Here is a 13949-nt window from a genome sequence, read left to right on the forward strand (position 1 = left end):
CTATTTCTCCTCAATGGTTTGGTTTGTTTCGTTGTTTAACAAAATCGGGGTTTCTGGTTGGTAATCGTTTTTACAAAGGTAAAGCGCGTTGTCTGCTTGATATTCTTGATGCCAAAAAAGGTGCTTCAAATCGTCTATTCGATGTGGGCTGATCCATTGGCCCAGAGAGTAAATCGATTCGACAAATTGCACCGGACAAGAACGATCTCGCACGTTTGCGACTTGCCCTGCTTCGTACAAATCGGATATTCCTTGATAGCCGACCACGATTGGCTTGAGCCATCCGGTGTAATCCAGTCTATCCACCGTCCATTCGGCTTTGTCACCTTTTGGTTTAGAAGACATTTTGCGGGTGCTAAAATCTAAAAATGCTTCTAACGGCGCTTGTTGCGTTTGTTCTATATGGTCTTTCAGTACATCGTCACGACTGACTAAAGCAAACCCTGGAAGCAACTTGCGTAAGAAGGATTTTCGCGTAGCTGGCTCCCGATTTATTGCGCCAATATCTTTAATGAGTTCAACACTGCCGATACTCTGCACTGTGCCACCAGCAACTCTTGATGCCGCCAAAGTGTCTTCGATACATTCAGCAAGCTCGTCCTCAACCGATGGTGGCGTCGGGCCAGATAGTGTAATCAGGAGCGTCACTTCCATACGCATTTTGCCTTCTTCGTTAAAGGGGGCGGTACTTCCATCTTTGGTAAGAGGATTACGTGTTAGGGCAAAATAATTTTCTCGACTCATGTTGTTACTATGAGACTGCACTTGGCTGGAATGGCAAATCACTGCACAGCTTGTCAGTGTTAATCTATCAGAAACACGGGCTTGGACTTTTCTTTGCAAGGCGTGGGTTAACCCCAAAAAGCTGGTCATGGCAGGGAAGCCCCACGTTAAACCAGCAATGGCATTCGCGCCTTCGACATTGAGATGTCTTATTACGAGTAGTTTATCCATTAGAAGGCTCCCTTTACGTCGTCTTGCACTAGCCTGAGTTCTTGCGCGGTGAGCACTTTCCACTGCACAAACTCAACATCGCCTGTGGCAATATCGGCGTTTTTCTCTAGTTCGCCATTTAAAAAGCGAGAGAAGTCGGCGGCAACTAAACCTTGCCACTCTTTTTTATCAAATTCGTCTTCAAATTCTTTATCAAATGCTCGTCGGTTTGGGTCTAACCAAAGCTTTTGATGCAGCGGCAAATGACAATCTGGATGGGAAGACCAACCCGCAGGAAAAGACCGAACACTTGCCCCATAAGCCACCAGCTGATCGACAATGTTGTCAATACGGCGCGCTCGTTCTTCGCGTATTTCCCAAACACTGCGTTTATATAAGTTGGCAACTAAGAACTTTCTCAAACCAATAAGATGCCCATACACCTTGCGAGAGAACGGCCCACGGAAAATAGATTTTACTTTTAACGGTGGCTTTTCTTGGCTTTGCCATGTTGGCGGAGCACTGCTTAATAAGAAAGAGCGGCCACCACGGCCAGAGTTAAGTTGACTGATGTTTTGCGGTTTCGTCCCGCCAAACGCTTGCACAGCGATATTTTGAAACTCAATCGTGGCAAGGTCAGACTCTTTTTCGTTTCGACGTGCTGCCCGCGCTTCTTTTTGTTCTTCTGAGAAACGCGCATGTTGTACACGTTCAAAAATCTCTTGGGAAAGCGAGGTAGCATAAAGTGGTAGAAGTAGATGATAATCACCGTCAATCGGCCAATAGAGCTGCTTACCCAATTTATGAGAGCTTGGATCTTTAGCCGTCACGGCCAACTTAAAGCCCGCTAGCCAGTCAGCCAATTGCTCTTTGGATTGTGCGAACGACTCAAAAGGCGACATATCCTCTTGCTGGATAAAGTTCACCAGCAATTTACCATCGTCCTGTTCAAGTAAAAGTAGTTTTCCCACATCCAATGCAGCCGCATTGCCTACTACATCAATTTTTGGACTTTCTATCGCTGATGTAGAAATGAATGGCAACTCAGATAAGGACTTTCTCTGTGCGAACAGACTTGTGCCTTTGGCATCGGAATGCGTGAATTTCAGCGCATGAGTGACTAGCTGTAATTGCTTCGCTCGATTGGCGGCATCACTGAGCCAATTTACTGGCTTAAAGCGATCCTCTTCACTCACTCTCAAGGCCGCTCGTTCCATTTCGTAAGCAGCGACATTTTCAGCCGCTGCCGCTTGCACGCCTTTTTGCGTGTCTTTATCGAACTTGTCTAACCGATCCCGTTTGCGACTGTCGATGTAATCGCGGATCTTTTCAGATAAATCTGCCACCTCGCCTCCTGCTATTCACTATAGAAATTATCTAAATAAACACGTTACTTACCTGATCAAACCAATCGAGTACCGTTCCACCCAGTACAACAAACGCTGAGTAAATAACCATTCCTGTTACATCTTCCTGAATACTAAAACGGAAGACCTTTCTTTTCTTTCGCTTGATTTTCTTATTGCCCGTTTTACCGTCGTTTTCTTCTTTACTGACTTCTTCGCTCTCAAAATCAAACATATATTACCCAACATAATATTGGATAATATATGTACAAAGACAAAAATAATCAACCTTAAAAACAAGGCTTTTATTAATTTAATTTTCACTTTTTAAAATATTTAGCTTACAATCTCTGACACTGCTGAAAAGCAGCTCAGAAATTAAAGACAAGGCTTTTCTTGTAAATTATAGCTACACCGCTGAATAAGCGGCTCTACAAACCTTCTAATAAGAAGGTTTGTAGAATCCCAATACACTACTCTGTTGCCACACGTCATTCTCGCCACTCTTTCGTAACCGAATCGCGCCAAATTGCATCGATGCCTCGCTAAGTTCTTTATTGAGTTCATCCGCTAAAGCAATTAATGCACTTTGATAATCAAAGTCTTTTATCCAGTTATGAACGCCAATGGCGAATGTATGCGCTTGGTCACGCTGAAAGCTTTGTTTGTCGTCGGCTTTTAATTCACCGCTGTCGTGCCAGCGGTGCATAGTGGGTTCGTCGTATTCTTCTTCTAAATAAAAGCAATAGGATTCATCTGGCGTATGGCGACGAAATGGCAATTTGCGCTGTAGATGATTAGTCCAATGGCAGGGCTTGTCCCACCATAAGCTAGCAAAGGCTTCGCCGTTCTCTTTATCTTTTCCCCACAGCTGAGAATGCAGCGCCGCATGCTCTAAATCCACAAAGCGCTTATTTGGCATTAGCTCGTCACGCTTTTGGATCCGTGGTAAGGCATTGATAGTTTGATATTCATTAGCCGCTAATACATCTTGTAGTTTATGACTCTCTAACAAGAGCGCTGCGCTTTCAAAACCTGGCCTTGTGTAGGCGGCTTTTTCATTTTTCATTGCGCGAACATTTTGATTAAGCAAGTGAATATTAGCCGTTTCCACTGTAGTGTCTGAATGTCGCAATACTCGTCCTGCTAGTTGGATCAGGGAACGAATTGACGAAGGCTCCACTACGGCCCAATCGTAGGAATGATCCCTGCCCACTTCAGTTACTGGACTACCAAGCACAACAAAAATATGCTGATCATTTGGGTGAGCTTTCAGCGCAGCACTTACGCTAGGCTGCGCCCAAATGGTGTTTGGATCTTTTCGGTTTAATACGCTATCAAGCATGTGTTCAATGGCGGAGCGCTGCAATAAAAGAAATTGACTATGGTAAACACAATAATGGATCTGAACCCCTTTTGGACTTGGTGTATTTATCAAACTTTTTGCAACGGCCACCAAGGGGTTGATGTTGGCCATTCGCACTAGGCCAAAACTGGCTTTGGCAGACAAACTTGGGTGCGAGTGATTGTGAGCATGATGAAGTGCCAGAATGCTTTGATGAATACGGTTCGACACGGTTTGAATAGCACTAGGCTCGTCGCCATCGCTATTACATTCGATTAATTCGACACGCCGCTTAATAGATTGCGCAAGCAATTTTTCAGCACGCTTTGCCATGAGCTGTTGATGCTGTTCAGAAAAGGCAGAACATTCACTGGCTTGAATGGAATCACTGCGAAATTCATCAAACCAAGCACAGACCACATTAGGCGTTTGGCTGGGATTCACACTGACAGCGGCTTCGTAATGTTTGCGGCCAGCAAGATACGCGGCGAATAACGCATTGATCAAATCGGGCGGTAATGTCGCTGATGAAAGCAATACATTCGATCCTAACATGCCTGCCCAATTCACCAATCGGCACAAAGCAGGTAAATCTTCCAAACCAAAGTCATCGGGTTCATCCAACACTAAATCAGAGGTTAGCAAGCGCAGCATGGGCGCTATTTGTTTGCCGCCTCGGCTGCCTTCGGTCGATGGCATTAGGTGATCGATGGTACTTACCAACACGGGCGCATTCACCAACTTGTTATTTTTGGGCGAGTTTTCTAACCAACGCGATAACGGCCCGTCGCCTAACATACCTTCGTAGCTGACGTAGCTGTCTTGATCGCTAAAATCATTGGCAGATTCTGACCCTAACAAGGCTTCCTGTTGGCTTTCTTCTTCTAGCACCCGCTTGGTTTTCGCTTGCTCATGCAAATCTTTCACGGCTTTGGAGCCAATGAGAACCGCTAAATCTTCGTCGTCGAGTCGTAATAACTCTTTAAAGGCATCACCGGTTTGTAGGGTCAATGTACGTAACCCAAGCGCCACACTGAATCGGCACCCTTTTCTATCATCCGCAAGGCCATACATAATACGCGCGTTGGCAAAGGTTTTGCCTTTGCCAGTGGACGCGACATTCACCCCAAAAAAACCATGCTGTTTTGCTTTATCTCTAACACTGACCGCTAATTCGTAGGCTTTATTTTGCCAAGCGAAACGACTGTCTAGCGTGCGCTTTTTCAATTCGGGATGTCGAGTGATGACAGGTAAGGATTCTTTTAACGAGGACAAAGACCGTACGATCTGATGACTATGACGGTAGACACCAATCAGGTGTTCATCTAAGGTTTGATTGTAGTTTCCATTGTCACGACTGCCTCGCTCGCGCCATGTGTTGGCATAAACACCTTTGTAACCTTTGTTGTCATGCCATGAATTCTTAGGGCCAATGGACTTTTGTGAGGAATAATAGTGATCGCCCAACATCAAGCTAAGTCGGGCGAGATGCAATGAAAATGGTTGGTTCAGCCAATCTTGCATAAGTAACTGCGTACGCTTGACACCTTGCGATGCGATGCGACTAACACGCTCACGCCAAACCTTACTGCAAAATGGCGAGCCTTTTGAAAAATTCCAAACCGCTTCTATTTCAGTAGGCTTCCAATCTTTATTGCTGCATTGCGGGGAGTTCCAGCCTGCATCGATATAATCATCCATTAATAACTCTGGATACTTTACATAATCGGTATTGTTATCTAAAGGCTCTGGCAATTTATGGTGGGATAGAATCAGCCAAGCTACGGCTTTGGCAACAGGTGGAAGCAAACATAATGGCGAATAGATTTTTGTATCGATTCCGTCTTTTTTAATGTTCGCCATCACTTTGCTTTCAATGTCGTCCGGCAAGTTACCTAACAAGGTTAACCATGTTGCGTCTTGCTTACTTTTCTCCACACCTTCAATCGCGTGCAGCACGAAAGCTTCAAATAATCGTACAGATACCCATTCATGGCGATACGGTTCGTAGCTTTGCGTTTTCTTTTTAGGGTTGAGCTTGTCTTGAAAGGCTTTATTAGCTTTACCAAAATCATGAAACAACGCTGCGATACCAGCCAGCACTCGGATGTCTTCCGCTGTTTGCCATGTGTTTTCATCGCCAGAACGCAAAATATCTCGCCCTGTGACATTAGTTGGCACACTTCCCCATTCATTAAAACGACGAGGGTTGCCCACCAACCATTTCAATTCTGTTCTGTTACGACCACGAATCCAATGGCACGCCACAGACGTATTTCGACGTGCCGTTTTTTTGAGTAATTTACGTAACGTTGTTAGGCCTTGTTCCGTTATTGCGGTTTGCCATGTTCGATCACCTGTTCGCTCTGCAAACTGATCAATGACGCGGCGAGTTTCTTTTAAGGCTTTTTTAGAGCATTGGGAGACGAGAAGGATGTTCATTGCTTTTCCCCAAGCATTTCACTGATTTGCTTGAGACTGTCGATCATATAATCGAGGGATTCACACCGACGAATGTTAGTGATACAAGCTTGGCGAAATTCTTGTTCGCTGTCGCCATTCATGGCGCTAATAAACGCTTGTGGGAGAATGATGCCGTCTTTTACTAAATCTGCGGCATCAAACACTAAGCCACCACGACGGGTTTTACCGTGAAGCACTGATAACCCGTGAGGTAAACCTAATACCCAAGTGGCGGTAGCGCCTAAGCCATAGGCAAGGTAGTTACCATGATCTAAAAAGCGATTGGCAAGATCCACACCAGCACCCTGCTTCACACGCTTGAAGTCGTTATAGCCTGTGACAGCACAAATAATTTTATAGAGGGTTTTGGTTAGCCTTGCTTCGGCTAGCATGAGCTCTTGAGTATGGGATACTTTCGCAACCGCTTGTTCAAAGCCATCCAAGGCTTTATTCAGGTCTGCTATGCTAATTACAATACCAGCGTCTTTTAGGGCTGAATTGTTCGCCCACTGTTGTCTCGTGTATTCAATCCGAAGGGTTTGAATTTGCTTGGCGGCTGCTAGGCGTTTCTCTTCATCAAACCAAAACGACACCCAAGATTGAAGATATTCAACAGGGCGATATTCACTTTGCGGGCTAAAAAAAGACACATCAAAATCGACTTCATTGCTGGAAAACAGAGGTGCTCCACCGCCACCACAAAAACCGATCAGTACACCGGATTTTGCTAACTCTCGGACAGCGGCTTGAGTAATCGATGTACCATTTCCTAGAAGAAGACAAGTTGTGTTGGCAATCGGGATATTCCAATAAAGAGATTGCTTCCCTTCATCAGTAACATATTCCACTCGGCCATCTTTCACCAAAATACGACAATATTCGAGGTAATACATATTGGCTCGTTTGGAGTGCAATATGGTTTTCATATCCGATGGTGAGAACTGTTCCATTATCGATTCCTTTATGAGTTAATCTTACGCTTGTTTGATACCCTTTTAGCGAGTTGTTGTAAATTAAACTGTGTGGGTTGAGCGCTAAATAATCTTGAATTAGCTGGGATGCATTAGAGCGGCTTATACCAAAATGTTGCTGTAAATGATTGGTTGTCAGGCGTCCTTCCCATTGAATAATGAGCTCTATAAAATGAAACCGTTGTTGGATATTGTAGTTAAGTGGCTGGCTATTTTGATCGGTTGTTTCAACCATGCGTTCCCTGCACTATTATTTTTTATTGTTATTCCAAGTTATCAGAAAAACCATTGATTACAAGCTGAATTCCTTTTCTGCTTGAATGACTTGTTTTAGATCAAAGGTTAAACATACTTTCGAACGCAGCCTCTAATGACATGGGCATATGGCGTTTATCTAAAATCCGATCGTTTAGTTCTTCTTTGAGTACTTTTACTGTTGTGCAATAGCTTAAGCGTTCAGTAATTTCATCGCATTCATTATTTAAAGCTGCTATATGATCTGCAAAATTTTCTTTGATCTGTGCTTTACTACGGCCGTTAAATTTACGCCATACGAGTGTATGTTCATCGTTGCCTTCTTTTTGCCTGCGATGAAGCGCATTTAGCTCGGCTATTTTATTTTGCAGTAATGGTACTAGGTTTGCTTTGGTTTCTTCATCAAAGTCCACATCATCGTCAAAATGCGTAATATAAAGCTGTAATAAGGTAAAGCCATCTTTTGCTTTACGTGCTTCGCTTAGTTGTTGCATTAGCGCGTGCTTTTGGGCTTTTTTAGTTGGGTCTGGCTCTTTATCGGGGTGTAATTTTGACGCTAAGCGTTTGTACATTTTGTTAAGCTGTGAGCTTTTAAATAGCTTTTCTAATTTTGCATCGGTTCTTTGTTGTTTAATTTCATCACGATCAAACCGCTCAAATTGGTCAAAAAAATCATCCCAATCTTCATCATCATCGCTTTGCGCATCGCCGGCATTAAAGGGATCATCTGTGCTTTCTGAGTCAGGCTCTTGGGTATCACCAAAACCTTGTTCGTCTAGGTGTTTATAGAGCAGTTGAGGATCAAGCGTAATTTCCTTTAATTGTTCATCTGTTAACTCTAAACCAGGAAAATCTTGCTGCAGCATGGTTCTGAAAACATTAAGCTCTGACGATGGGATGTCGTTTACCGCTTCTTGATTGTGCTTACCTAAATGAAATTTAAAAGTGTGTGATATTGTTTCCATATCTAAGTGACCAGTAAACGGATGGCTTGCTAAGTAATCTAAATCTGCATTTATCCAATCCACAAGCTCATTTCGCTGCTCATCGGTTAAGCTTTTGCGTGGAATAAATTGGCTCAAATGACAAATCTGCTGTGCAATCATTTGTGCTTGATGCTGTTCGTGCGGTTCTACTTGCTCTTTAAACTGAATAAATAAACCTTGCTTTTTAGTATCAAAATTAGCGTTACGTTTAGTGTGCTTTTCTATGCGTTGCCACAGACGCTCTAACTCTGAGCTTGGTTTTGCTGTGGTTTGTTGTTTTACATTTTGTAAAAAAGTAGTGTTTGTCTTCATAGCAACTCATTTATGCAAATATATATGTGGGAATACTAACATTTTATCATTGCACTGAAAAAGACCTCTTGGCTGATTATGAACACAGCTGGGCAGGCGTTTCTGCTATTCCTTGTATATCGGCTTGTAAAATAAATACGGCGCCGCTGTAGGGGTATTGTTTTAGTATCTCAGGTTCTAGGCCAGTACGGGCGGAGGTAACGGCGATGGTTGTTAGGTCATCGCCAAAAAAAGTGAGGCTGGTGATCCTAGGTGCGGGAAGTCGATAAAAATGCACGATAGTGCCATTTTCACAAAAACGATAAAGGCCGTGGCCATTCCAAGACGCGACCCACAAGTGATTGTCGTTATCGACTGTCATGCCATCGGGAAAGCCCATTGTCTCGTCAAATTTTACAAATACTCGCTTATTGCTAAGCTCACCTTGCTCATTTAAATCAAATTGATAAATAGTGCGGGTGGATGATTCTGTTGAATATAAAATACGGCCGTTTTTACTTATTGCAGGGCCATTACTGATCACATAATTGCTATCAACAATGGTTGGCGTTTGTTGCTGACCAAAGCGATACAACGCCCCAGTATTGTGTTGTTCATGTTTATCCATCGTACCAAAAAACACATGCCCGTTGCGGTCGGTTTTGGCATCATTTAAACGATTATTTACTGCAAGAGTAGCCAGTGGATACAGCTCACTAGGTTGGAATGTGTTGTTATCAAGGTAATAAATGCCGCGCTCAAAACCTGCGATTAAACGCTGTTCGGTGGTTTCCATGATCCAACAAATAGCCTGCTCCATCGGGTAACGGCACACTGTTTGTTGCTGGCAATCAAAACGGTAAAGTAGTTTGTCTAAAATATCGACCCAAAATAAACACTTTAGCGATGCGCTGTAATATGGCCCTTCGCCAAGTAAACATTGGCAAGGAATGATCATTTTAATCGAGTTAATCGCCATTATTTACCTTAAAACAGCATGTGAGTTTATTGCGCTATTTTAACGTTGAAAGAAAATCAGTGCCAGCCCTGAAAAAGTCGCCACAATAATAATTAAAATACGCGTGGCTTGTTCATTAATTGTATTATTTAACAAGTATGAAAGCCCCCAACCAATTAAAATGGCGGGTAAGCATTCAATAAATAGCAGTAAGTCATTAGAGTCAGCGGTGCCCGTAAGCAGCAGCGCAGTGATCCCAAATAAATTAATAAACACGAAGAAAATACTTAAGTTAGCTTTGATTTTATCTTTATTTTGCGCTTGATAAAGTAGTCCCATCGGAGCGCCGCCTGCGGATGTGGTGGTACCAATAAAACCGGATGCTAGTGATGCCAGTACATTAGAGATAAAGGTAAGCTTAGGCGACCAACCTGTAAGTGATAACGCAACTGCAATTAGTAAACAACAACCGAGTAAAATACGATACTGATGGGGATCAACATGCAACATTACCGCTGCAGCAATTAACACTCCTACGGCGCCACCAAAAATTGAATAGCCGGTTTGCTTTAGATCTATTGCGCCACGGTGCTTTATGGCAAGAATTGAGGTGAGTAATAAAGCATTTAAAATCATTGGCCCTGGCACTAACTCTGGCATAAGCCAGTATAAAATAGGTGCGCACAATAAGCCAAGACCAAACCCAATCACGCATTGCAAGCATGCGCCTATTATTAATATAAAATAAACTAATACGATATCGGGCAACGCGTTACTACCTTATTTAACTAGGTTTGACTAATTTACAGACAAGAATATCCTAATATTATAATATCATTGGCGTTAGGTAAATTTTTTATTGAATTTTAAGTCCAACCAGCATCAACAACAAGTGATTGTGCGGTCATCATTTTACTGTCGTCTGCGGCTAAAAATAATGCGGCATTGACAATATCATCGGCCTGTAATGTTTCATTTATACATTGATTATGTCTAACATCTTCAATCATATCTGGAGTTAACCAATGCGTTATTTGTCGCTCGGTCATCACCCAGCCAGGTACTAAGGTGTTAATACGAATATTATCTTTACCATAAGTCGCAGCTAATGAACGGGTTAGTCCTTCGATCCCGGCTTTTGCCGTGGTGTAAGCAGGCATGCCAGTTTGCTTAATACGCCAACTCACTGAACCCATATTAATAATACTACCACCACCAATTCGCTGCATTTGCGGGGCAACAGCTTGCGCCGAAAAAAAACAAGGCCGTAAATTAACGGCTAACTTATCATCCCAGTATTCAACACTCATGGTATCGGCAACGTGGCGAGTATCGTCAGCCGCATTATTGATCAATACGCTGATCTCACCTTGTGTTTTGCCCGTTGTTTCAATAGCGGCTTTTAATTGTTCAATGTCACGAAGATCACAGTAAATATACTGCGGATCAAAGCGATACTGGCCAGCTAACTGGCTACACAATTGCTCACCTTGCTGTTTGGCAATATCAATAAAAGTTACTTTTGCATGCTGCTGACAAAAGCGCTTTACCATGACTTCACCGATCCCTGTTGCACCGCCGGTAATAAAAACACTTTTACCAGCGAGACTTGGATAACTTGTTGTGTGTGATGTTGAGACTGGCATGATTTCCTTAAGTATTAAGATAATTCATTAACAAAACATGGTTATTTCGATTCGTTTTGTGACTCTTTTTCAGCTATTTCTTTTTCAATAAATGACATAGCTTCGTCAATCATATACGTCATCATGTTTTTAGCGCGCTCAGGCTCACCATTTAAAATTGCTTGATACACTTTAAAGTGTTCATCCGCAATGGCTTTTTTATTACCTTTCGCGGGTGTTGTATGCTGAATACTAACGTTAAGAGCAGTACAAATAAAATCACGCAATTGAAAGAAAAAACGATTACCGCTGGCAAACAAAATTGCTGTATGAAAAGCTAAATCACTTTCATGGATTTCGCCATCGGAGGCATCAGCCGCCGCTTGCATTTTTTCAACTGCAATCGCAATCTCTGCAATTGCGCCTTTATCAGCACGTCTTGCTGCAAGTGCCGCTGCTTGTGGTTCAATAGCTAAGCGTACTTGTAAAAATTCTTTTAACACATACAAGGTCGGGCTACTATCAAGCAACCATTTTAATACGCTGGTGTCGTATAAATTCCATGTGTTTGCTGGTTCAACCCGAATGCCTTGGCGCGGGCGCGATGAAATAAGCCCTTTTGCAGCAAGCATTTTTACTGCTTCACGAATAGCAGTACGACTAATGCCATACTCTTCACATAATTTTGCTTCAGTAGGTAAACCCGTTTCAGCAGTGTAATGACCATTAATAATGGCTTTACCTAACTCATTGGTTACCTGTTGCGACAAATTTAAATTTTCAATGCGTGCCATAAACAGTTCCTTTAAAAATACTTATTCTATGATACTACTATAACCTTACCGCGTCATCAGGCAAATCTTTGACAATGCTACTGTAAATACTTTTTTCCGCTGTTTGAACTGTGTAATTGCTGAAAACATAAAAATTTAAAGCATTACTAATTTTTAACAAATCTCTTTCATTCATCTCATTTGTATTATAATATTTTTATACACACAAATAATCCGGATTGATCTCCGGGCTTAGATGGAATTAAAGATGATCGAATTAAGTACACTCGACTGGCTAGTGTTAGCGGGATTTTTTGTCTTGTTATTAGCCGTTGTCGTCGTCTCGATGAGACAAAAAGAAGAAGATACTACAGATTATTTTTTAGCTGGGCGTAATGCGAGTTGGTTAGTTATTGGTGCGTCAATTTTTGCCTCGAATATTGGCTCAGAACACCTCGTTGGTTTATCTGGTGCAGGTGCACAATCGGGAATGGCATTAGCCCACTGGGAAATGCAATCGTGGATTATTTTATTACTTGGTTGGGTGTTTGTGCCTTTTTACTGGAGCAGTAAAGTATATACCATGCCGGAGTTTTTAGAGCGCCGCTATAATTCAAAATCACGCACTTTTTTATCGGTTATTTCCTTGATCAGTTATGTACTGACTAAAGTTGCGGTGACTGTTTATGCTGGCGGCATCGCGTTTAAAACTATTTTAGGAATTGAAAGCATTTGGGGCATTGATTTCTTCTGGATCTCAGCCATTGCTTTAGTAGTGATCACCGGTATCTATACTGTACTCGGGGGTATGAAAGCCATCATGTGGACCTCTGTTTTACAAACGCCAGTACTTATTATTGGCTCTGTGGTGATCTTAGTTGTCGGTTTGGATAAAGTCGGCGGGTGGTCTGAAGTTGAACGCATAAACGATATGAACATGCATTTAATTCGCAGTGCCTCAGATACCGAGTTTCCGTGGCCGGGGATCGTATTTGGTTCATTTATCATTGGTTTTTGGTACTGGTGTACAGACCAATATATTGTACAACGGGTACTGTCGGCGAAAGGCATTAAAGAAGCTCGTCGCGGTACTATGTTTGCAGGTTACTTAAAGCTATTGCCTATTTTTATCTTTTTAGTACCGGGCATGATTGCCTATGCACTAAAAGTTAAAGGCATTATTAGTTATGACAGTGCGGACCAAGCGTTTCCTACATTGGTTGCCGAGTTACTCCCATCCGGCGTCAAAGGCATCGTAATTGGTGGCCTCGTTGCAGCATTAATGAGCTCGTTAGCGTCGTTATTTAACTCATCAGCGACGTTATTTACTATCGATTTCTATAAAAAATTCAAACCCGAATCGAGCGAAAAGCATCTGCTAAAAGTTGGCCGCTTAGCAACCGTTGCAATTGTTATTTTAGGCTTACTGTGGATCCCTATTATGAGCTTAATTGCTGATGTACTTTATGAGTATTTACAAAGCGTTCAATCGTTAATAGCTCCAGGTATTGCCGCCGTGTTCTTGCTAGGTATATGCAGTAAACGTTTTACTCCTGATGCTGGTTTTATCGGTTTAGTGTCTGGGTTTGTGTTAGGTATGATCAGATTAGTACTATTGCCTTTCAAAGATGCTATCAGCGGTACACCGCTTGCGTGGATCACCGACATGAATTGGCTTTACTACTGTATTTTACTGTTTGTAGTGGTGGTAGTGATAATGATTGTGGTGAGTTTTTTCACTAAACCCGCCAGTGAAGAGCAGCTTAAAGGCTTAACCTTCTCAAGTATCGGCAAAGATACTTTAAAAGAAGTGGCTGCCGGATTAGATAAGTGGGATTACATTCATACTGCGGGGATCATCGGTATCACTGCGTTTATTTACTACCGCTTCTGGTAAAACTTAATTAGTTGTTCCCACGTTTATAGGGAGTGTTATCACTCCCTTTTTTGCACACAGATAAAGACACTCATTAATCAGGCTACCTAGCTTCCTCTCGTGTTGT

11 protein-coding genes are annotated in these 13949 nt (G+C 42.4%); 1 reads left to right on the forward strand and 10 read right to left on the reverse strand.

Annotated features, from left to right (window positions below):
- The 10 genes from csy2 to H5187_RS07260 all read right to left on the reverse strand — a co-directional run bounded on the left by csy2 (position 1) and on the right by H5187_RS07260 (position 11967).
- On the reverse strand, positions 1-954 hold the full coding sequence (csy2, locus tag H5187_RS07215; protein WP_182768114.1) for a type I-F CRISPR-associated protein Csy2: 954 nt from the start codon (positions 952-954) through the stop codon (positions 1-3).
- A complete protein-coding gene (gene csy1, locus H5187_RS07220; RefSeq protein WP_182768115.1) occupies positions 954-2279 on the reverse strand; it encodes a type I-F CRISPR-associated protein Csy1 in 1326 nt (441 codons plus the stop codon). The genes csy2 and csy1 overlap by 1 nt, the downstream gene beginning before the upstream one ends.
- A gap of 31 nt (positions 2280-2310) precedes the next feature.
- A complete protein-coding gene (locus H5187_RS07225) occupies positions 2311-2514 on the reverse strand; it encodes a hypothetical protein (RefSeq protein ID WP_182797671.1) in 204 nt (67 codons plus the stop codon).
- Between the two features lie 207 nt (positions 2515-2721).
- Positions 2722-6066 carry a type I-F CRISPR-associated helicase Cas3f gene (gene cas3f, locus H5187_RS07230; RefSeq protein WP_182797672.1) on the reverse strand — a complete coding sequence of 1115 codons (3345 nt, stop codon included), beginning with the start codon at positions 6064-6066 and terminating at the stop codon, positions 2722-2724.
- Complete coding sequence (cas1f, locus tag H5187_RS07235) at positions 6063-7037, reverse strand: type I-F CRISPR-associated endonuclease Cas1f (protein WP_182768117.1); 975 nt, start codon at positions 7035-7037, stop codon at positions 6063-6065. Before cas1f ends, cas3f begins: the two co-directional genes overlap by 4 nt.
- Before the next feature lie 356 nt (positions 7038-7393).
- The gene (locus tag H5187_RS07240) at positions 7394-8611 is read right to left on the reverse strand and encodes a J domain-containing protein (RefSeq protein ID WP_182761401.1); all 1218 of its coding nucleotides are present in this window, start codon (positions 8609-8611) and stop codon (positions 7394-7396) included.
- A 76-nt stretch (positions 8612-8687) separates the two neighbouring features.
- A complete protein-coding gene (locus H5187_RS07245) occupies positions 8688-9569 on the reverse strand; it encodes an SMP-30/gluconolactonase/LRE family protein (RefSeq protein ID WP_182761402.1) in 882 nt (293 codons plus the stop codon).
- A gap of 39 nt (positions 9570-9608) precedes the next feature.
- Complete coding sequence (locus H5187_RS07250) at positions 9609-10316, reverse strand: sulfite exporter TauE/SafE family protein (protein WP_145234128.1); 708 nt, start codon at positions 10314-10316, stop codon at positions 9609-9611.
- A gap of 98 nt (positions 10317-10414) precedes the next feature.
- Positions 10415-11194, reverse strand: coding sequence for an SDR family NAD(P)-dependent oxidoreductase (locus tag H5187_RS07255; RefSeq protein WP_149980061.1), 780 nt, complete (start codon positions 11192-11194; stop codon positions 10415-10417).
- 41 nt (positions 11195-11235) lie between these two features.
- Entirely contained in the window at positions 11236-11967 is a 732-nt protein-coding gene (locus H5187_RS07260) for a FadR/GntR family transcriptional regulator (protein WP_145234132.1), read from the reverse strand.
- Positions 11968-12214: 247 nt separating this feature from the next.
- On the opposite strand from H5187_RS07260, the gene H5187_RS07265 reads away from it, so the two are divergent.
- Entirely contained in the window at positions 12215-13843 is a 1629-nt protein-coding gene (locus tag H5187_RS07265) for a sodium:solute symporter (RefSeq protein WP_145234135.1), read from the forward strand.
- The last annotated feature ends 106 nt before the right edge of the window (positions 13844-13949 follow it).

The organism is Pseudoalteromonas sp. SG44-1 (assembly GCF_014164315.1).
Taxonomy (GTDB): Bacteria; Pseudomonadota; Gammaproteobacteria; order Enterobacterales; family Alteromonadaceae; genus Pseudoalteromonas; species Pseudoalteromonas rhizosphaerae.

Bases quoted from the DNA above. Each gene is read 5' to 3' on its own strand.
- csy2 (WP_182768114.1), bottom strand. From the start codon at position 954: ATGGATAAACTACTCGTAATAAGACATCTCAATGTCGAAGGCGCGAAT.
- H5187_RS07225 (WP_182797671.1), bottom strand. From the start codon at position 2,514: ATGTTTGATTTTGAGAGCGAAGAAGTCAGTAAAGAAGAAAACGACGGT.
- cas3f (WP_182797672.1), bottom strand. From the start codon at position 6,066: ATGAACATCCTTCTCGTCTCCCAATGCTCTAAAAAAGCCTTAAAAGAA.
- cas1f (WP_182768117.1), bottom strand. From the start codon at position 7,037: ATGGAACAGTTCTCACCATCGGATATGAAAACCATATTGCACTCCAAA.
- H5187_RS07240 (WP_182761401.1), bottom strand. From the start codon at position 8,611: ATGAAGACAAACACTACTTTTTTACAAAATGTAAAACAACAAACCACA.
- H5187_RS07245 (WP_182761402.1), bottom strand. From the start codon at position 9,569: ATGGCGATTAACTCGATTAAAATGATCATTCCTTGCCAATGTTTACTT.
- H5187_RS07255 (WP_149980061.1), bottom strand. From the start codon at position 11,194: ATGCCAGTCTCAACATCACACACAACAAGTTATCCAAGTCTCGCTGGT.
- H5187_RS07260 (WP_145234132.1), bottom strand. From the start codon at position 11,967: ATGGCACGCATTGAAAATTTAAATTTGTCGCAACAGGTAACCAATGAG.
- H5187_RS07265 (WP_145234135.1), top strand. From the start codon at position 12,215: ATGATCGAATTAAGTACACTCGACTGGCTAGTGTTAGCGGGATTTTTT.